This is a genomic window from Chondromyces apiculatus DSM 436 (genome assembly GCF_000601485.1).
Lineage (GTDB): Bacteria > Myxococcota_A > Polyangia > Polyangiales > Polyangiaceae > Chondromyces > Chondromyces apiculatus.
This window is the reverse complement of record NZ_ASRX01000011.1, coordinates 1-18,938: the sequence shown is the minus strand read 5'-3', so window position 1 is coordinate 18,938 and position 18,938 is coordinate 1. Positions and strand designations below refer to the sequence as shown.

General features: G+C 71.2%; 19 protein-coding genes and 1 pseudogene. 7 read left to right on the top strand and 13 right to left on the bottom strand.

The window, feature by feature from the left end; genetic code table 11:
- Nucleotides 1-31 precede the first annotated feature (31 nt).
- The 4 genes from CAP_RS50015 to CAP_RS07905 form a co-directional block, all read right to left on the bottom strand.
- Nucleotides 32-226: a hypothetical protein gene (locus tag CAP_RS50015; protein ID WP_044238076.1), complete on the bottom strand. Its 195-nt coding sequence runs from the start codon at nt 224-226 to the stop codon at nt 32-34.
- Nucleotides 178-357: a polymorphic toxin type 44 domain-containing protein gene (locus tag CAP_RS55665; RefSeq protein ID WP_370865971.1), complete on the bottom strand. Its 180-nt coding sequence runs from the start codon at nt 355-357 to the stop codon at nt 178-180. Before CAP_RS55665 ends, CAP_RS50015 begins: the two co-directional genes overlap by 49 nt.
- A 67-nt stretch (nt 358-424) precedes the next feature.
- Nucleotides 425-775, bottom strand: a complete 351-nt coding sequence (locus CAP_RS07910) for a hypothetical protein (protein ID WP_044238074.1) — start codon at nt 773-775, stop codon at nt 425-427.
- An 85-nt stretch (nt 776-860) separates the two neighbouring features.
- Nucleotides 861-1,859: a polymorphic toxin type 44 domain-containing protein gene (locus CAP_RS07905; RefSeq protein ID WP_044238073.1), complete on the bottom strand. Its 999-nt coding sequence runs from the start codon at nt 1,857-1,859 to the stop codon at nt 861-863.
- Between the two features lie 312 nt (nt 1,860-2,171).
- On the opposite strand from CAP_RS07905, the gene CAP_RS07900 reads away from it, so the two are divergent.
- Together CAP_RS07900 and CAP_RS07895 are read left to right on the top strand one after the other, a co-directional pair.
- Nucleotides 2,172-3,104, top strand: a complete 933-nt coding sequence (locus CAP_RS07900) for an ACP S-malonyltransferase (RefSeq protein WP_081864674.1) — start codon at nt 2,172-2,174, stop codon at nt 3,102-3,104.
- A 261-nt stretch (nt 3,105-3,365) separates the two neighbouring features.
- On the top strand, nt 3,366-3,962 hold the full coding sequence (locus tag CAP_RS07895; protein WP_044238069.1) for a superoxide dismutase: 597 nt from the start codon (nt 3,366-3,368) through the stop codon (nt 3,960-3,962).
- Between the two features lie 231 nt (nt 3,963-4,193).
- On the opposite strand, the gene CAP_RS07890 is transcribed toward CAP_RS07895, so the two are convergent.
- The 3 genes from CAP_RS07890 to CAP_RS07880 are packed head-to-tail and all read right to left on the bottom strand — an operon-like array spanning nt 4,194 to nt 6,205.
- Nucleotides 4,194-5,087: a LysR family transcriptional regulator gene (locus CAP_RS07890; RefSeq protein ID WP_044238067.1), complete on the bottom strand. Its 894-nt coding sequence runs from the start codon at nt 5,085-5,087 to the stop codon at nt 4,194-4,196.
- Nucleotides 5,088-5,108: 21 nt separating this feature from the next.
- Complete coding sequence (locus CAP_RS07885; protein ID WP_063748656.1) at nt 5,109-5,903, bottom strand: ferritin-like domain-containing protein; 795 nt, start codon at nt 5,901-5,903, stop codon at nt 5,109-5,111.
- Nucleotides 5,903-6,205: a hypothetical protein gene (locus tag CAP_RS07880; protein WP_044238065.1), complete on the bottom strand. Its 303-nt coding sequence runs from the start codon at nt 6,203-6,205 to the stop codon at nt 5,903-5,905. The genes CAP_RS07885 and CAP_RS07880 overlap by 1 nt, the downstream gene beginning before the upstream one ends.
- Nucleotides 6,206-6,429: 224 nt before the next feature.
- Here CAP_RS07880 and CAP_RS07875 point away from each other — a divergent pair, with 224 nt between their 5' ends.
- The 3 genes from CAP_RS07875 to CAP_RS43975 all read left to right on the top strand — a co-directional run bounded on the left by CAP_RS07875 (nt 6,430) and on the right by CAP_RS43975 (nt 9,736).
- Nucleotides 6,430-7,338: an ATP-grasp domain-containing protein gene (locus tag CAP_RS07875; RefSeq protein ID WP_052374474.1), complete on the top strand. Its 909-nt coding sequence runs from the start codon at nt 6,430-6,432 to the stop codon at nt 7,336-7,338.
- Nucleotides 7,339-7,481: 143 nt separating this feature from the next.
- Nucleotides 7,482-8,507 (top strand): Yae1 family protein, encoded by a 1,026-nt coding sequence (locus CAP_RS07870; RefSeq protein ID WP_044238063.1) that lies wholly within the window; start codon nt 7,482-7,484, stop codon nt 8,505-8,507.
- 119 nt (nt 8,508-8,626) lie between these two features.
- On the top strand, nt 8,627-9,736 hold the full coding sequence (locus tag CAP_RS43975; protein WP_052374473.1) for a PP2C family protein-serine/threonine phosphatase: 1,110 nt from the start codon (nt 8,627-8,629) through the stop codon (nt 9,734-9,736).
- Between the two features lie 240 nt (nt 9,737-9,976).
- Here CAP_RS43975 and CAP_RS07860 read toward each other — a convergent pair whose 3' ends face one another.
- Nucleotides 9,977-10,975: an alpha/beta hydrolase gene (locus tag CAP_RS07860; RefSeq protein WP_044238061.1), complete on the bottom strand. Its 999-nt coding sequence runs from the start codon at nt 10,973-10,975 to the stop codon at nt 9,977-9,979.
- Nucleotides 10,972-11,169 carry a hypothetical protein gene (locus tag CAP_RS07855; protein ID WP_044238059.1) on the bottom strand — a complete coding sequence of 66 codons (198 nt, stop codon included), beginning with the start codon at nt 11,167-11,169 and terminating at the stop codon, nt 10,972-10,974. The genes CAP_RS07860 and CAP_RS07855 overlap by 4 nt, the downstream gene beginning before the upstream one ends.
- 424 nt (nt 11,170-11,593) lie before the next feature.
- Here CAP_RS07855 and CAP_RS07850 point away from each other — a divergent pair, with 424 nt between their 5' ends.
- Nucleotides 11,594-12,112 (top strand): hypothetical protein, encoded by a 519-nt coding sequence (locus CAP_RS07850; RefSeq protein WP_044238057.1) that lies wholly within the window; start codon nt 11,594-11,596, stop codon nt 12,110-12,112.
- A 339-nt stretch (nt 12,113-12,451) separates the two neighbouring features.
- Here the strand turns inward: CAP_RS07850 and CAP_RS07845 are convergent, their stop codons facing one another.
- Both CAP_RS07845 and CAP_RS07840 read right to left on the bottom strand, forming a co-directional pair.
- On the bottom strand, nt 12,452-12,829 hold the full coding sequence (locus CAP_RS07845; protein WP_044238055.1) for a hypothetical protein: 378 nt from the start codon (nt 12,827-12,829) through the stop codon (nt 12,452-12,454).
- A gap of 235 nt (nt 12,830-13,064) precedes the next feature.
- Nucleotides 13,065-13,472, bottom strand: coding sequence for a hypothetical protein (locus CAP_RS07840; protein ID WP_044238053.1), 408 nt, complete (start codon nt 13,470-13,472; stop codon nt 13,065-13,067).
- A gap of 21 nt (nt 13,473-13,493) precedes the next feature.
- Between CAP_RS07840 and CAP_RS07835 the strand changes: the two genes are divergently transcribed.
- Nucleotides 13,494-14,750 carry an AAA family ATPase gene (locus CAP_RS07835; RefSeq protein ID WP_052374471.1) on the top strand — a complete coding sequence of 419 codons (1,257 nt, stop codon included), beginning with the start codon at nt 13,494-13,496 and terminating at the stop codon, nt 14,748-14,750.
- Between the two features lie 312 nt (nt 14,751-15,062).
- Here CAP_RS07835 and CAP_RS43970 read toward each other — a convergent pair whose 3' ends face one another.
- Nucleotides 15,063-17,579 (bottom strand): serine/threonine-protein kinase, encoded by a 2,517-nt coding sequence (locus CAP_RS43970; RefSeq protein ID WP_052374469.1) that lies wholly within the window; start codon nt 17,577-17,579, stop codon nt 15,063-15,065.
- 42 nt (nt 17,580-17,621) lie between these two features.
- Nucleotides 17,622-18,938: pseudogene (locus CAP_RS52060) on the bottom strand (hypothetical protein); the annotation flags it as partial.

The following is an 18,938-nucleotide window of genomic DNA, read 5'->3' as shown; positions in this document are numbered from 1 at the left end:
CGGCAGCCGCGACCTCACCGATCCTCGCGCATCACCGCTTCTTGATGGAGGGCGGTGGACCGATCGCGCTCGCGTAGCTGTGGGGACGCCTGTCGAAGCCGGCGTTCGATTCGATCTCCCTGATCAGGCGCTCTGGCGTGATCTCCGCCCCATTGTCGTACAGATCCATTCCCGGGTTCATCGAGGCGTTGTCCTGAGCCTCGTCATTCCCCCGGTGTCCCGCCATGACGAGCGGTTCGACCCGTCGATCAACGTCTGCCTGTCGAATCCAGCGGCGCGGCCCACATAGCCGTAATGAATGTTGGACCAGACGTCGAAGCAGTACTCCCATTCCCCCCACGTATGCCACGAGCGCAGGTTGCCGATGCTGCCTTATGCCCGCCCCGACGCCGGCTCCCTGGCCCCCCGCGTCCTCCGCCATGGCTCACGCGCCTCCTTTCTGCGCCTTCCCATCCAGGTGAGCGAGCAGCACCTGCGCCTTCTCGTCAGCCGAGCACCCCTCGTCCGCGAGCGCCTCCCCGATCGCCGGGAACCTCTCCGCGAAGCCCTCCCCGAGCACCCACCACGCCGCCACGTAGGCCGCGATCTGCCGCTCCGTCGACAGCCCCAGCGCCCTCGCCTCGCCCACGTCCACCCGCACCCGCGCCTCGACCTCCGCCGCGCCTGCCGCCCGCGCGCGGGTCACCGTGCGCCGCAGGAACCCCACCAGCCTCTCCTCGTAGGCCTCCGACTCCATGCGCCCCAGCGCTTCGAGCTGCTCCTTGTGGACCTTCATCGGGCCTCTCGGCCCATCCTAGCCCATCCCGCGAGACCGCGCCCCGGCGCCCTGCCCCCGACGCCTGAACCGCCGCGTCGCTGCCTCAACGTTTCCGGAGCGTCGCCTGATCCCCGGCGCCGGTCGCGCTCTCGTAGCTGTGGGGGCGCCTGTCGAACTGCGGCGTCCGCACCACCTTCTCGATGAGCAGCTCCGGGGTGATGGTCGCCCCCTGATCGTACATGTCGCTGCCCATCTTGATGGCGAGCGCGTCCTGCTCGGGATCGCCTCCGGTGGTCCCCCCGCCGGTCACGCTGTGAACGAGCTGCTGCGCGTTGGCGCCGAGGAGCAGCGTGTCGCGCGAGAACCCCGCCGCGCGCCCCACGTAGCCGTAGTGAATGTTGGACCAGGCATCGAGGAAGTACTCCCATTCTCCCCACGTGTGCCAGCTCCCGGGCTTCGTCTCGCCGATCTTCTGCGACGTGAAGTGAGGCTTGTGGTCCCAGGGCCTCCCTGGCGCCACCCTCTCGGTCCAGTGGGCCAGCGCGGCACCCTTGTTCAGCGCACCGACCCCGGGCACCTGTCCTGCGGTGTTCTGCGCGCTCATGAACCAGGCGTGGCCGCTCGCCGCGTTGTTCTTCATCTCGGCGGCCATGTACTCCGCGACGGCCCGCAGCTCGTTGATGATGTCGAAGATGTGCACCATCCCCGTCTTGAGGTCCTTGAACTCGACCTTCTTCACGGTGACGTGGCTCGGCCAGTCCTTGCGCCAGAAAGCGCGCACGCCCGACCCGAAGCTCGGGAAGTCGATCTCGATCGAGCACGTCCCGCAGGGCAGATCGTCATAGCGGATCACGCTCCCCTTCCGCATGTCGAGCTTCCCGTCGCCGTGCTTCGACCCGTTCACCTTCAGCACCCAGAGATACCTGTCCTTGAAGGTCTGCTCCCCGCTCCCCGGCTCGGACGGTGCGGGCTCGGGCATCGGCTTCGGCACGAAGCGCAGCTCGATCCACGAGGGGCATGGCTGCACCGTGCTGCCTGCCGGGATGTCCGTGAAGCTCCCCTGTACCTCCGACTGCATGCGACTCAGCTCGGTCTCGGCCATCGCTCACCCTCCTGCGCGCGGCGCAGCGCCCGCGGCGGCGCTCCGCGATGCACACCCCAGCGCCCCTGACGCCTCGCCGCCCCCTCCATCTGCCCCCTGAGGACCCGTCATCCCTCTCCGTTCTGGATGCTAGTACACGGTTCCCCAGGCCCGCCCCTGGATCGGTGTAGCGCCAGGTGAAGAAGTCGGACTGGTCCATCCGTGCCAGAAGAGGCTAAAGGGGACATCGATGACTGACGGACCCCTCTCCTCCGCTGCAAACGGCCCGTTGGTGACCGACAGACCCCTTCCCCCGGCGATGAGAGTGCCGAAGTGACCGTTGCCTTTCTCTGCCCAGGCCAGGGCGTACAGACGCCCGGCATGCTCGACAAGCTCCCCGACCACCCGGCGGTCGCGGCGACCCTCGCCGAGGCCAGCGCGGTCCTCGGCCTGGACGTCCGCGGCCTTCCGCGCGCCTCGGACCTTCATCCCACCGTCGCCATGCAGCTCGGCACCGTCACGGCCGGCGTGGCAGCGGCGCGCGCGCTCGCGGCCGAGGGAGCCCTCCCCAACGCTGCGGCCGGGCTCTCGGTGGGCGCCTTCACGGCGGCCGTCATCTGCGGGGCGCTCGATTTCGGGGCGGCGCTCGTGGCCGTGAAGTACCGCGCCGAGCGCATGGCAGCCGCCTTCCCCACGGGCTACGGGCTCGCTTCGCTGCTCGGCCTGAACGAGCCCGAGGTCAAGGCGCTGACGGAAGCCATCGCCACGCCCGAGGCGCCGGTCTACCTGGCCATCGTCAATGCCCCGCGCCATATCGTCGTCGCCGGCTCCCACGCAGGGCTCGACCGCGCCGTCGCCGAGGCGCGCACGACCGGCGCACACCGCGCGGTGCGCCTCAGCGTCGGCGTACCCTCGCATTGTCCACTCCTCGCAGATGTTGCCACGGACCTCGGCAGCTTCCTCGCGCACACGACCGTGATGGCCCCTCGCGTCCCGTACGTCACCAACCGCGGGGGCCGCGGGACGCGCGACCCGGAGGTCATCCGGGCCGACCTCGCCACGAACCTCGCCTTCCCCGTGCGCTGGCACGATGCGGTGAACCTCCTCGTCGAGACGGGGGCGCGCCTCTTCGTCGAGGTGCCGCCGGGCCACGTCCTCCGTGACCTCGCAGTCGCCGCGTTCCCGATCGCGCGCGCCGTCTCCCTCGCCGACAGCTCCCTCGCCACCGCGGTCGCGCTCGTGCACCGGCACGGCGACCCGCCCTGAAGCTCACAGCATCGGAGTTTCCCGTACGCATCACTGCGGTTCGGCGAGGCTTCGGGGGCCGTCCAGCACAGCATTTCCAGGCACGACGCGCTCCGACGGCGACATTCGTCATGCCGAGGGCAACCGCGTTGGACTCCGGACAATCTATTGGCACGGAACCACCCACGACTGACGTAGTGATCTAGGGTCGTTTCGCTGGCACCAGCAGCTCATGCGCGTCCCGTGCGCGTTGTTGATACTCACTTTCAAGGAGACCATCCCATGCCGTTTACCCTTCCCGAGCTCCCCTACGCGAAGGACGCGCTCGCGCCCCACATCTCTGCCGAGACCCTCGAGTACCACCACGGCAAGCATCACCAGGCCTACGTCACCAACCTGAACAAGCTCCTCGAAGGCAAGCCTGACCATGGCTCGCTCGTGGAGATCATCAAGACGGCCGAGGGTGGCCTCTTCAACAACGCGGCCCAGGTCTGGAACCACACCTTCTACTGGCACTGCATGAAGCCCGGTGGCGGCGGGGAGCCCACGGGCGACATCGCCGACGCGATCAAGCGCGACTTCGGCGGCTTCGACAAGTTCCGCGAGGAGTTCGCGCAGGCGGCGACCACCCAGTTCGGCTCGGGCTGGGCGTGGCTCGTGCTCACCGGCGACAAGCTCTCCATCACCAAGACCGGCAACGCCGACCTGCCCCTCAAGCACGGCCAGAAGGCGCTGCTCACCATCGACGTGTGGGAGCACGCCTATTACATCGACTACCGGAACGCCCGCCCCAAGTACATCGACACCTTCCTGAACAGCCTCGTGAACTGGGACTTCGTCACCCAGAACCTGAAGGGCCTCGACTTCAAGGGGACCTGAGCCGCTCACGCGGAGTCGAGGGGCGCCACCACGGCACTGCGTGGTGGGCGCCCCTTTTCCTTTTGTGGACTGTCGAGAAGCGCTTCAGCCGCTCGGCTCCAGGGAAACCCAGGGCGCGACGCCTTGCCAAGGGCGCTGCGTGGCGGCTGGCAAGAGCGGTTCGAGGGGAGTGGGGCCCTGTCGGGATTCACTCCCGACGGGGCGAGGGGATGCGGGTCCCCTCGTGGAGACTCAGACGAGCGGCACTTCGAGGAACCGGGCCGCGAGCCCCTCGTACACGGAGCGCTTGCTGTCGTCGGCGCGGAAGACCAGCCGGAACCAGTCGTGAAGCGGCGTCACCTCGGGGAAGATGGGCCGGAGCGTGCGGGCCGCGAGGTCCCGCTCGACGAGGTACACCGGCAGCACGGCCACGCCCGCCCCGGAAAGGACCCGGGCGCGGATGGCACCGATGCCGCCGAGGCACACGATCTTCTTGAAGCGCAGGCGATCGCCGCCGCCGGGCGCGTCGCGCCAGTAGCGGAAGAGGGGAAGGTCGCGGCTGTCGTCGAGGAGGGTGTGGCCTTCCGCGTGGGCCTCGCGCGACAGAGGCCGCTCCTTGAGGAGGGCTCGGGACCCCACGAACACGTAGTCCTCGCGGTGGAGACGTGCGGCGTCGAGCTTGGGGTCCGTGATCCGCGAGGAGGTCACCGCGCAGTCGATCTCCAGGGACCGCACCCGCAGCAAGAGATCTGCGCCCGAGCCGAAGTAGAGGCTCACGTCGAGCGTGGGAAACGCCTCGGAGAGCTTGTCGAGCTGGGGGAGGATCCAGCTCATCCCCAGCTCGTGCCGGGTGCCGATGGTGATCTCCATGGGAGGCGGCCCCGTCTCCCCGCGCGCCGCCCGCACGCAGTCGCGCGCCGCCTCCAGGCAGCGCTCCGCCGCCGGGAGGAACGCCAGACCTGCCTGCGTCAGCGACACCGAGCGCGTCGACCGGCGGAAGAGGCTCGCCCCCATCCCCTCCTCCAGCTCGCGGATGCGCTGGCCGAGCGCCGCGGGGCTGAGCGCCACCGCGCGCGCCGCGGCCCGGAAGTTGAGCAGGCGCGCCGCGGCCACGAAGCAGCGCAGGCTGTCGAGGGAGGGCAGCATCCCCCGAGAATTATCAGAACCTCACGCCGCCTTGACGCTGCGCGCGCCAGACGCGCCGCGTGAGCGCCACGCCGCGAGGGCCCCGAGCCCGTGCGCTTCCAGCCGCGGCACGATCACCTCCCGCACGGTGTCGTAGAACAGATCCCGCGCCGCGCGCCCGTCGCAGAGGCCCAGCGCTGCCGCCTCTGGGGGGAACGCCGTCCCCGCCGGCAGGTGCGAAAGCTCATGGCGCTCCAGCGCCGCAAACGCCACCCGCAGATAGGCCCCCAGCCTGTCCCGCGCCGCGCCGTCGAGGCTCGGCCCCACCTCGGCGAGCCACCGCCACCCGAAGCGGGCGTGACCCACCTCGTCGGCGAGGATCTCCGTGAGCAGCCGCCGCAGCGCCCCCTCGGGCATCTCCAGCCGCTCCGCGCTGATCAGCGCCACCGCCACCGTCTCCGAGAGGCAGCACACGCTGAGCACGTTGCGGGTCACCGCCTCCAGCCGGTCCACGTCCGCGTGCTCGGGCAGGGGCGGCCCCGCAACCACCTTCGCCCTCGCCTCGCCCCCGAACGCCTCCACCACCGCCCCGCAGAGCACCCCGTGGCGCCGCTCCTCCGCGGCCATCACCGCGCACGCCGCCACGTCACCTTCCCTCGCTCCCGCCTGGCGGAGCTGCTGCGCGAGCCCCTCGAACACCGGCGCCGAGCCGTGCTCGTTCACCATCCGCCCCCGCCAGGTGCGTTGCACGGCCACGCGCAGCGCCGGGTCGATCTCCGCCACCTCGGGCCGCAGCCGCCGCGCCTCGTGCGCCAGATCCAGCACGTGAGCGTCCATCACGCCACCCCCATCTCTGGCGGCACCGGCGGCCCCCAGGCCTCGCACCCTGCCTCCCAGTCCCAGTTCACCTGGTCGCAGCACGCGCGGTACGCCTCCCAGTCCTCCGTCGGGTTGCCGCACGTGGTCCCCGCGTCGGCGACGCTGCCGTCCCCGGGCACCGCCGCGTCCTCCTGCGGTCCCGCGTCCTCCTCCGCCCCCGCGTCCGCGAGCGGACCCGCAGGCTCCTCCTCGCCGCCTTCCTCCTCGTCGTCCACGAGGACCGTACCGCCGCACCCGAACACCCCTGCGATCATCGACACGGCAGCCGCCGCATGGAGCGCACGCCGTCGTATGTCACTGCGCATCATAAGCACCTCGTCCCCTCACCGTACGCCCGCGCGGCGTGACGAGAATCGCGATGATGCAAACGGTATCGTATGGCGCTCGTTTACAGTCGCCGGTGGTGAGGCCCCCGCAGCGCCGCGTTCACGCGAGGGACTTGCCGTTGGACATCGCCCGAGAGGGCTGGCTACATCTCCCCCCCGTGAACCGAAGCATCGCCTTCCTCACGTCGGACCAGGATCCCGAGCTCACCCCCGACGACCAGCTCGCCGTCCAGGAGCTCGACCAGCTCGGCATCCGCGTCACCCCCCTCGTGTGGGACGCCCCCGAGGTGGACCTCGCCCACCTCCAGCAGTTCGACCTGCTGGTCCTCCGCTCCTGCTGGGACTACCACCACAAGACCGCCGGCTTCTGCGCCTGGCTCGACGCGGTGGAGCGCGCTGGCCTCCCCCTCCACAACCCGGTCCCCGTGGTGCGCTGGTGCCTCGACAAGAGCTACCTCGACGCCCTCGCGTCGCGCGGCATCGCCATCCCCACGACCCTCTGGATCGAGCCCGGCACCGACACCACCCTGAACGATCTCCTCCACCGCGGCGCCTTCCGCGACGACGCCGTGGTGGTGAAGCCAGCCATCTCCATGCTCGGCCAGGACACCTGGCGCGCCTCCCGCGCCGACCTCGCGGAGCACGAGGCCCCCTTCCAGGACCTGCTCCGCACCCGCAAGCTCATGGTCCAGGAGTTCTTGCCCGAGGTCCTCGACCACGGCGAGCTCTCCCTCATCTTCATCGCCAACCGCTTCAGCCACGCCGTGCGCAAGCTCCCGAAGCCCGGCGAGTTCCGCATCCACGCCGAGCACGGCGGCACCCGTGACCTCTTCGTGCCCTCCCCCGCCCTGGTCACCCAGGCCGAGGCCGTGCTCGAAGCAGCCCGCGCCCTCACCGGCGACCCCGCGCACCGCCTCCTCTACGCCCGCGTCGACGGCATCGACGTCGGCGGTCGGCTCACCCTCATCGAGCTGGAGCTGATCGACCCCTACCTGTTCCTGCGCTACGCCCCCGGCGCCCCCTACCGCTTCGCCCAGGCCATCGAAGACATCCTCGCGGGGTTCTGAGGCGACGCTCCGACGCCAGGCCAGCCGAGATACAAACGGTGGCCAGTGGCCCATGGTAATGAGGCCACGCGCTCGGAGGCATTGCCCATTGGTTTGCGCCCGTGACTTGCTGGTCGCTGCAGGTGGGGAGTAGCGTGCGCGCAATGCCGACGCTGGAGCACAACGGTCTCGTCGACATGTTCCGCGAGAACCCCGCGCTCGCGCCGCACCTCTTGGAACTGCTCTTCCACCTGGACCTGCCGCCGTACGCCACGGTGGCCGTGGTCGAGGCCTCGCTCGACCAGCTCACGCCGGTGGAGTTCCGCGCCGACCTGGCCCTGGAGCTGCGCGACGCGCGAGGGGCGCTGGTGCTCTCGATCGTGCTCGAAGTGCAGCGCGACAAGGACCCCCGCAAGAAGTACTCGTGGCCGGTGTACGTGGTGGTGGCGAGGGCGCAGAAGCAGTGCCCGACCATCGTGCTGGTCGTCGCACCCGATGCCGAGGTGGCCGCCTGGGCTTCGGAGAAGATCGATCTCGGCCTCGGCCGCGGGAGCGTCGAGCCGCTGGTGGTGGGCCCAGCCGTGGTGCCGGTGGTGACGGATCAGGCACTGGCGGAGCAGGAGACGGAGCTGGCTATCCTCTCGGCAGCGGCGCACGGCAACGGTCCGCACGGCCTGGAGGTGGCCCTGGCGGCGCTCGGCGCGCTCGGGCGGTACGACCATGAGCACGCTGCGGTGTACTTCCAGATCGTCTACAATGCGCTGCGTGAGCCCCTGCGAAGGGCCCTGGAGGCGCTGATCATGGAACGGCAGACCGAAGGCAAAGCGACGTTCCCCCCATTCGCGCAGCAGCTCATCGACCGCGGTAAGCGTGAGGGCCTCCAGGAGGGCAAGCGCGAGGGCCTCCAGGAGGGCAAGCGCGAGGGCCTCCAGGAGGGCAAGCGCGAGGGCCTCCAGGAGGGCAAGCGTGAGGGCCTCCAGGAGGGCAAGCGTGAGGGCCTCCAGGAAGGTGAGCGCAAGGGCAAGCTCGAAGGGAAGCAGGATGCGTTGCTCCGCCTGCTGGCCCGGGCTGGGATCGCGCTCACGGCGGACGAGAGAGCGCGCATCCAGGGGTGCACGGATGCGGCAACCCTCGACCGCTGGATCGAGAACGTGATCGGGGCGAAGAGCGCCAGCGACGTGCTCTCCTGACCTGCGCGGCTTCCAGGTCCACCACCCTCCCCCCAACCTCGCTCGCGGCTCGCCCTGTGTTGCCGTGAGGCCCGCCCGGCCTGCTTGACCCTCGTGTTCCTTGGCGCGTACCAGAGGCCATGGACTTCACCTGGAAAGAGCTGCAGACGGTGCTCATCGTCGTGGCGGTGGTCGTCGCCGTCCTCTGGATGCAACGCACCACCAGGAAAGCCGCCCAGAACGCGCACCTCTCCTCGCCCCCGCCCCCACCGGACGACGAGCCCCGCTCACGCGCTCCGGGCAAGGACGGCGACCACACCGGCGCCCGAAAACCCAGCGCGCCTGCGGAGGCCCCGAGGCTCTTCGAGACCGCCCGGGCGACGGCCGAGGCCCTCCCCCCTGGAGACGGCCCCCGCGAGGGTGGCATTCGCCTCGACCGCGGCGCCGAGGGTGACGCCAGCCCCGACGCCCCGCGCAGTCTCGTCGCCCACTTCATCGCCCGCGCCGAGGTGAACCGCCCGGACGGCATCGCCACCCAGCGGGTCGCCGTCGTCCCTCCCCTCGCCACGTTCACCCTCGTCACCGGCGCCGGCCCCATGCCCGGCGTCGCGGCCGCCTTTGCCGGTGACGGCGTGCGCGACGGCATCGCCGCCGCCCACCGCAGCGACGGAGCCGACCTCCTCCCCCCCTCCGCAGAGACCCTCGTCCGCGTCCTCCAGACCGCAAACGAGAAGCTCCACGCCTTCATCGCCACCCGCCCCGAGCTGGAAGGGAGCATCGCGAGCGCCGTGGCTGTCGCGTTCACGGCCGACACCGCCATCATCGCGCACGTGGGCGCCGAGCGCGTCTACCGCGGGCGCGACGGCCAGGCGGAGCCGCTCACCCGCGACCACTCCCTCGTGAACGACTTCATCCGGATGAAGAACATCACCGATGAAGCCGAGCAGCGCGACCTGCGCCGGAACGCGCCCCACCGCCACGTGATCGTCCGCGCCCTGGGACCCAAGGAGAGCGTCGACGTGGAGGTGACCGAGCACCCCCTGCGCGCTGGCGACCGCTTCCTCCTCGTGACGAAGTCCGTGGGCGACACGCTGGAGGACGCGTCGATCCCCGACGACGAGATGCGAAAGCTGCTCGATGCCGGTGCGCCGCTCGAGCCGCTCTGCGCGCGCCTGCTCGCGAAGGCCGCGCACCTGGACCCCCTGCAAAACCACGCCGCCATCGTGATTGCCATCGAGAATGGCGGCTAGCGCCGCGTACCGCGACCTACCCTCGGCCTGCGCCGGTGCGCGCTGCGCAAATCTACCGCATCTCGCGGGGAGCCGGGCTCCTCTAGGATGGGCTGCGAAGGAAGCCGGTTCGTGCCGGCGCAAGGGGTACGAATGCGCCATGGCACGCTGCGGGAGGATTTCACGGAGTGAGGGGAGAAGGTTCCCGCAAGGCCCTGTGCCGTTCACCGCCTGTCAGCCATTCCCCGCAAGCCCGACCCCTCACCCGCCGCCAGGTGCACCCTCTGGCTCCGGCGCCCCCCTGGGATGCAGCGCGCGCCGCAGCGCGTCCATCAGGTCCCGGTGATACGCCTGCGACACCTGCGCGCTGGCCAGCATGGAGAACCCGTGGAACGCGCCCGGGTAGACGTGCAGCTCCGTCGGCACTCCGGCGCGCATCAGCCGGCGCGCGTACTCCAGGTTCTCCTCCACGAAGAGGTCCAGCGCCCCCACGCTGATGAACGTCGCCGGCAGCCCCGCCACCGACTCGGCCCGCGCCGCGGCGGCATACGGCGACACCCCCTCGCCGCCGGGCGCCTTCCCGAGCAGCGCCGTCCAGCCCACCAGGTTCGCCTCGGGCGTCCACACGAACTCGCCGACGTGCGGATGCGGGTCGCCCGCGACCGCCGTGCGGTCGTCGAGCATCGGGTAGATGAGGAGCTGGAACACGAGCGGCACCTCGCCTCGGTCGCGCGTGAGCAGCCCCAGCCCCGCCGCGAGCCCGCCCCCCGCGCTCTTGCCGCCAATGGCAATCCGCGTCGTGTCGACCCCGAGCTGCGCGGCGTTCGCGTGCAGCCACGTCAGCGCCGCGTAGCAATCCTCCACGGGGCCCGGGTGCGGCGTCTCGGGCGCGAGGCGGTAATCGACGGAGACGGCGGCGCAACCGAGCAGCGAGACCATCTCCTTCACCTTCGCATCATCGCCATCGGCGCTCCCGAAGACGTAGCCGCCGCCGTGAATCCAGAGCAGCGCTGGCAACGGCCGCGGCGCGTCCTTCGGGAGGTAGATCAGCACCCGCACCTCGGGCGCGCCGTCGGGGCCCGGCACCCGCCGCTCCTCGACCTCGACATCCGGGAACGCAGGGGCTGCCGCCGCCATCTGGGCGTTCGCCTCGCGGCGCATGGCGCGGATCTGCGGCAGGGTCTCGGGCGTGATCTGGATCGGAGGGATCCTGTCGAGGAGCGGGAGAAGCTCGGGGTCCACGAGGTGCCTGGTCGTCACTGACGTCTCCTGTTCAGGGGATCCACGGGGTGATCTTGCCAGGAGCCGCCCGGCGCTGTCGATGCACGCCACAGGACGACGCTGACCTCTTCGAGGACGACGCTGACCTCTTCGAGGACGACGCTGACCTCTTCGAGGACGACGCTCATGTCGTCGAGGATGTCCAGGCATCTCGTCGAGGAGGTCTGCGACATCCGGCAGGGTGACCCTCGACCTCCTCGAAGAGATGGGGGTGACCTCCTCGAAGAGATGGGGGTGACCTCCTCGAAGAGATGGCTCAACTCCTCGAAATCACTTGGGCGTGACCCGTCGATGCGCGCGGCATGGCCATTGCGTTGCCTTGGCCAGTGGGCGCATCACGCATTCGCGCCAGCGACAACACCCTCCAGCTCCGAGGTGAGGTGGAAGAATACGCTGTGGGCGCACGTCTCACCAAAATCAACGGGCTCGGCTGGAAAGATGCGTCGGGGATTGACGGTACTCTCCGTCGAGGCCAGCTTTTCCCGCGCTCACCGTACCCGTCTGGTGCGGTGGGCGCTGGAACCCAACACGCGCCCCTCGGGGTGCACCTGTCGCCTCCCCGGTGGGGAGGCGACGATTCGCAATGAGGAAATCGTTATGGCGAAGGCTGCTCAGCCCTACGTCGGGCCTGTCACGCTCGACATCACTTCCATTGGTCCCCGGCTCAAGGATCTGCCCCCGGGCGCCCTGCGTGGTATGCGCAGGGCGCAGCCAGGGCTCGCCGAGGTGCTCGTGGAGCTTGCCACGAACATGTCCTCCCTCGGCGCCGCGGCCGGCATCGGCCCGGAACTCCAGAATGAGCTGGAGCAGTGTAACCAGACCCTGGAGGACATTCAGGCCGTGAAGGCCGTGGTCGACAAGTGGACCGAGGTGCTCGACGAGAGCCTCGCGTTCTACGAACACGAGAGGGAAGGAACCATCGGTCAGATCGCCGATGCGGTGAAGTCGTCGGCGCGGCGGAAGGACGAGTCGCTGCTGGCGCCGTTCGCGAAGACGGTCGCCTACAATGCGCAGGTGGGGCTGCGCGCGGTGAAGACGCGGCGCCGCAACGCGGAAGCCGCCGCGGAGGCCGAGGATCAGGCCTCCGAGACCAAGCCCACCAGCCCTCAGGCATAAGCCCGGCGATTGCGCCTGCGGGGCGCACGTCGCCCCGCAGGCCTGAGCCACGGGTGATTGCGTCAGCGATACCGGTGTGAGGTGGTCCTGGAGCTGGCCACTCAGGGTCCACCTCGAAGCCGGGTCGTCGAGGCGTCCACTTCGTGGTCCGCAATCGTCAGGTCCCCCTTCCCCCCGATGCTGGCGCCTCCTTCCTCCCAGGCGGAGGCGCCAGCTCTCCCTTCCCCGGCGCCCCTTTCCCGGCGCCCCTTTCCCGGCGCCCCTTTTCCGGCGTCCCTTCCCCAGCACCCCTTTTCCGGCGCCCCTCTCCCCCTGCACCGGAACGCCACGGCGGCAGCTTCACGCAGCGGTCACCGCAGCGCGCGCCATCTTGTCCTGGCGCAGCGTGCCGAAGGCGACCAGCAAGCAGGCCATGACGAGGAGCGCGCCGCCGAGGGCGCCGGGGCTCGTGCTCTCCTTGAGGCCGGCGAACAGGATCTGGCTCACCCTCGCAGGAGCGGCGCCTTCGAGGTCGCTCACGTAGGCCATCACCGAGCCGATGCAGAGCCAGGTGGCGTGGAAGGTGGTCACCGCCGTCAAGACGCCCGCCGTGCCGATGAAGCGGAGGTGCGCGCGCTCGGGGCTCTGCGCGAAGCGGGCAGCAGCGCCGATGGTGAGCATGCCGAAGACGAGGATCGGCCACATCGCCCAGCCACCCTCGTTGAAGAACTGGATCATGATTTCCCTCCGTGTGCGGTTCGTTGCCGAGACCAGGGCGCGACACGGCCTGTCCGCGAGCTGCCCTGAACCGGGGAGAAGGCGTCGTTCGTACCTTCCGATCACCCCAGCGCGCGCGGCGACGGGGTGTGACCGAAAATCTTTGTTGGTCACACCTGGCGGGGGCGCACGTTCTCCGGGAGGGGAAGAGCGGTCGCGCGGCGATGCGTTGTGCCCGTGAGGCGCTGGGGGCAGCTCAGGGGGTCTCTGACGCGGGCAACACCGGCACAGTGTCCTCGGTGTCGGTGAGCCAGCGGTAGGTGCAGTAGGCCGCGAACAGCAGGACCGCGAGGGCCAGCGTGGTCCGGATCCAGTCGTTCACCCTCTTCACCATGAGTTCCCGCGCTGGTCTTTCCCGCTCCGACTGGTCCCACTCTGCCCTGGTGCGGGCGATGGCTTGCTCCTCGGTCTCTCCGGGCTCGATCTCGATGGTGGCGAAGGCGAGGCCGGGGCTCCGGACGCGCGTGTCGTCGTCGAGCTTCTTGCCTTCGCCGTTCGGACCGAGGAGGTAGATGAGCACGCCGCAGGGGGCGCACGTCACCACCGCACCGACGTCGCCGAGCGGCAAAGGCGCACCGCAGTGGGGGCAGTCGATGTGGTCCATCGTTCGAGCTTATCGCTGCGCATGAAATCGCTGCGCGTGAAGAAGAGGGAGCGGCGCTCGGGAGCACCCGACAGAGGGTGCACTGGCCTGCACCTGAAGAACTTCCGCTGCTTCGAGGACCTCTCCCTCGATCCCTCGATGACCCTGCTCATCGGAGAGAACGGCGCTGGCAAAACGGCTGTCCTGGAGGGGCTCGCCGTGGCGCTCGGCGGTCTCTTCCTGGGTCTCCCCGGCGCGACCGCATGGAACCTCGGGAAGGATGACGCGCGCCAGGTGGTCTACGAGCATGAGGGGCTGCTCGATCTCCAGCCCCAGTGGCCGGTGCGGGTCGAGGCGAAAGGCCAGCTCGATGGCAAGCCCCTCGATTGGTCGCGCATGTTGCAGCACGCCGACGGGCGCACCACCCGGGTGGGCGCCACCTCGATCCGTAGCGCCGGGGAGAAGCTCGCGAGGGCGGTCCAGCGGGGCAAGGCCTGCGAGCTGCCCGTCATCGCCTACTACGGGGCGCAGCGGCTCTGGCTGCACAAGAAGGTCACCGAGGCGAAGCGCGCCGTTGGGTCCAGGTACGACGGCTACATCGATGCGCTGGATCCAGCGTCGAACCACCGCCTCCTCGCCGAGTGGATGTACCAGCAGACGCTGGTGGAGCTGCAGTCACGCAAGCCCGTGGCACAGCTCCGTGCCGTCGAGGAGGCGGTCTGCCAGTGCATCAAGGGCACGAAGCGCTTCTTCTTCGACGTGAGGAGCCAGGAGCTGATGATCGAGCGAGAGGACGGCGAGCGGAGGCCGTTCTGGTGGCTGAGCGACGGCTACCGGAACCTCGTGGCGCTCGTCGCGGACATGGCGTGGCGCGCCGCGGTGCTCAATCCGCACCACGGGGCGCACGCCGCCGAGCGCTCCGGGGGGGTCGTCCTGATTGACGAGATCGATCTCCACCTGCATCCACGCTGGCAGCGCAAGGTGCTGGGGGATCTACGGCGCACGTTTCCAGGTCTACAGTTCGTCACCACGACGCACTCTCCGCAGGTCGCCGCGAGCGCAGGTCGCGAGGAGATCCGCATCCTGGAGCGTGGCGCGCTGGTTTCCGAGAAGCCATTCGTCGAGGGGAGAGACACGAACAGCCTGCTGGAGGATGTGTGTCGAGCACTGGCACGCCCAGTCGAACGAGGAACAAAGAAAGGCCACCCTGCTCTGGCGCAACATGCTCGGCGTCTGCCTGGGCGACGAGGTCGCCGAGCTGCGCACGAAGGCCGGCGAGGTGCACCCGAAGACCGGTGAGCGGCACTGCGACACCGCGAAAGGGAACGCGAAGCTCTTCTTGCACCCCGTCGACGGGGTGGGCCCGAGCGCGCGAGAGCACCTGCGCTACAGCGCCGAGGGCGAGGTGCGACCGGCACAGGAGAAGACGGCGCTCGGGAAGTTTGCGCAGGATGACATCGACGCACTGAACTTGAATGCGAAGCGTCTGCGGCGCGCCAGCCTGGCGTCCACACCCCAGAGCAGTGCGAGTTCGTGCGCTACCACCTCGCGCGGTGGGCGCGGCAGCGGAACCTGGACCTCTCCGGCTGAGCAGCGGGGAACGCGCGCAGGTCAGCGGCCGCGGCGGACGACGCGCCAGAGCTTGCGGCCGAGGACGTCGGGGGTGACGGGGGCGCCGGTGACGTCGGCAGCGCCGGCGGCGACGAGGGCGGTCATGCGCTCGGCGCCCAGGCCGTCGACGCAGACGATGGCGCGGGTGCGGGGGGAGGCGGTGGCGAGGTCGCGGAGGAAGGCGCACGCGGCGTCGACGTTGGCGCCGGCGTCGAGGAGGAGCACGGGGAGCGGGGCGGCGGCGAGGGCGGCGAGGGTCGGGAAGGTGTGGGGGCGGAGGCCGAGGGCTTCGAGGCCGGTCGCGCAGGGGTCGTCGATGAGGCGGGGGGCGGCCGGGTCGAGGTGGAGGTAGGCGATGTCGGCCGCCTCGGGGCTGGCGGCAGGGGTACCGGCGGGGCGGCGGACGCTGGGGATGGTGGCGGCGTTGCCGAGGTTGCCGTCTGCCGCGGGGATGGCGGAGCCCGCGGGGTCGGTGGGTACGACGACGGGGGCGCCGGGCACAGGGGTGGGGTGTCCCGCGGCGGTCGAGGACTGGGCGGACCAGGCAGGGGCGCGGGCTTCGCGGGTGCCGGCGAGGGCGGCGTCCTTGCGGTCGGGGAGGCGGGAGGCGGTGGCTTCGGGGGACATGGCCTCGCGGAGGCGGGTGAGGGCCTCGGTGGCGGTCGCGGGGCGGCGGTCCGGGTGCTTGGCGAGGAGGTCGAGGCGGAGGCGCTCCAGGAGGGGAGGCACGGGCTCGGCGCCGAGAGGGCGCACGAGGGGGGGCGGGACGGAGAAGAGGTGCTTGGTGAAGATCTCGATGGGGGCGCCGCCGCTGAAGGGAGGGCGGCGCTGGAGGAGGACGGTGAGGATGCAGCCGGCGGCGTAGAGGTCGGCGCTCGGGCCGACCTGGAGGGAGCGGCACTGCTCGGGGCTCATGTACTCGGGCGTGCCGGCGACCATGTCGCGCTGGGTGAGGGTGGGGCCGGTGTCCTGGGGGTCGTCGACGTGGGCGAGGCCGAAGTCGGTGACCTTGGCGATGGGCTGCTCGCTGCCCTCGGTGATGGCGAGGAGGATGTTGTCGGGCTTGAGGTCGCGGTGGACGACGCCCTGGGCGTGGGCGGCGACGAGGGCGCTGAGGATCATGGTGAAGATCCTGGCGACCTCGGCGAGGGGCGGCGGGGCAGGGAGGGCGCGGAGCCAGTCGCCGAGGGTGCTGCCGTCGACGAACTCCATGACCAGGTAGGCGAGGCCGTTGTCCTCGTCGCTGTCGAGGACCTGGACGACGTTCGGGTGGCGCAGGAGCGAGGCGGCGCGGGCCTCGCGGAGGAAGCGGCGGCGGTCCTCGGGGCTCACCGCGAGGTGGGCGTGCATGGTCTTGATGGCGACCGGGGTGCCGATGCGGAGGTGCTCGCCGCGGAAGACCTGGCCCATGCCGCCGGTGCCGAGGACGTGGAAGAGGCGGTAGCGGCCCGAGAGGATGCGGCCTTCGGTCGGCGGCTGGGGCGCGGGCGCCGCGGAGCGAAGGGTCTGGGCAGGGCTGGAGCTGCCGTCCGCGTCGGGCGGCGGCGGGCGCGGGAGCGAGGGGGAGATGGAGAGGGAGACCGGGAGCTGGGGCGGGCGCGGGAGGGGGCGCGCGTGGATGGAGGTGGCCGGGGAGCCCTGGGGCGGGGGGTTCGAGGCGATGGTGGGGCCGAAGACGTCAGGGGGCTGGCTCGGCGAGACACGTTGCGAGGCGCTCGGTGGCGGGGTGTGAGAGGCCGCCGGCGGTGCGGCGTGAGGCGCGCTCGACGGCCAGCGCTGCAGCGTGCCCGGTGATGCGTGCTGGGGTGCGCGCGGCGGCATGCTCGAGGGGGCGCGCGGCGGCATGCTCGACGGGGTACGCGCTGCGCCCGGGGAAGCGTTGGGCGCACCTTCAGGGAGCGACTTCAGGGAGGGCCGCTCGGCGTCGTCGTCCTTCCAGGAGTCGGGGAGCGCGGGAGGCGCGCCGGAGCGGCCGCGGGGAACGACGAAGGGGCGGGTCGGGGTGTTGCGCTGGCCCGTGTCGTCGTCGGAGCTGTCGGCGATGCTCACCACGAACGATGCGTCGGGTGGGGGTGCGGCGACGGGCGCGTGCACGGGAGCGGGCGGGGGCGCGTCACCTGCCGCGGGGAGGCCGGCGCGCTGCACGCCGGACGCGAGGGGCGTGCCGGGACTCTGCGCGTCGCTCACCGGGGGGGTGCTGGGGCGTTGCGCGCCGTTCGCGAGGTCCTCGCTTCGCCACGAGCGGGGAAGGGCAGGAGGCGCCACGGTGGGGACGCGGGGCGCGGCGAAAGGCAAGGTGGGGGTGTTGCGCTGGCCCTCATCCTCTTCGTCGACGTACAGCTCGGCCACGACGGCCTGGTCGTTCCAGGCGACGGGAACGGCAGGTGGGGCCGCAGCGGGAAGCGGCGGGGGGACGGCCGGAGAGGCGGCGGGGCGGCCACGCGGAATCGCGAAGGGCACCGTCGGGGTGTTGCGCTGGCCGGAGCTGAAGTCGTCGTCGTTGTTTGCGCCGCTCATGGTGGGTCTGGCAGGGGCCGAAGGGGGCGGCGTCGAGGCCGGTCAGGGTGAGGGGTGAGAATGCGGGGCGCCGGGGGTGACGTGGCGCTGCGCTGCACGGGGTGCAGGCTGGGGGGCGCGGGGCGGAGGGGTGCGGATGCCGAGGGAGAGCTGGGCGGCGAAGAGGCCGTTGTCCAGGTCGTCGCTCTGGCCGAGGCGGACCGAGGCGGCGCCGAAGATCGCGCTGCCGGCTTCGGCGCCGAGGGCAACGCCGGCCCGGAGCGATTCGCCCGGGAGGAGGAGGTGGGTGTCGAGGGCGCCGTGGAGGCGGAGCCAGTGGAGGGGCTCGAAGGTGGCGCCCGCGAGGAGGAAGCCATGGCTCTCCGGGATGGCGGACGGGCCCGCGCTGTCCTGGAGGCGGAAGCGCATGCCCGCGCTGGCGAGCCAGGAGAAGCGGCCGAGGGCACCGGCAGCAGCGAGGGAGGGTTCGAGGCGCGTGGCAGGGCCGGTGTCGTCGAGGGGGAAGCCGAGGCGGAGAGAGGGCGCGAACTCCAGGGTGGAGTCCTGGAGGCGGAGGAGGCGGGCGCGGGCGCCGGCCCATCCGCTGCTGCCGAGGGCCGGGTCGGCGGTGGCGCTGGTGCGCAGGGCGGCGTCGAGGCCGATGGGGCCGAGGGAGCCGGTGACGCGGGCGTGGCCCTGGGCGATCCATCCTTCGCGGGTGCGGGTCATGGCGGCGCCGGCCGAGGCGCTGTCCGGGAGGGTGGGGGCGAGCCAGAGGGTGTCGAGGACTGGCGAGGGCGAGAGGTGGGGGACCCACGCGCCAAGGACCGGAGGGGGAGGCTCGTGAATCACCCGGGGTGGCGGGGGAGGCGGCTCCTCGGCGGGCTGGTAGGTGGTGGTGCCGAGCACGGCGCCGCGGTCGTCGACGATGTCGAGGCGCACGGACAGGGGAGGCGCGCCTGGAGACGGTGCAGGGAGCAGGACAGTGGCGCGGAAAGAGGCGGTGTCCGGCGTGGCGGCGGCGGCACCGGCAGCAGGGGCGGCGCCGGCGGCGGGGGCGCTGGAGGCTTGCGTGGGGGGGACTTGCGCGGGGGTGAGCGGGAGGTCGCGCACGCCTTCGGGGAGGTGGGCGCGGAGGCGCGGGGCAATGCGCGCGGGGACATCGACGCCAGCGACGCCGGTGAGCTGCACCTGGACCTGGAGGGGGGCGCCGGGTGGCGCTGGCGCTGGATTCACCAGGGCCTTCACGGAGTGATAGTCGATGCGAATGGCCGTGGCATTGTCCTGGGGCGCGCCGGAGGCAGCAGGGGCGGTCGGGCTGGCGGGGGGCGACGGCGTGGAGGGATTCGCGGCGGGCGTGGCGGGCGTGGCGGGCGTGGC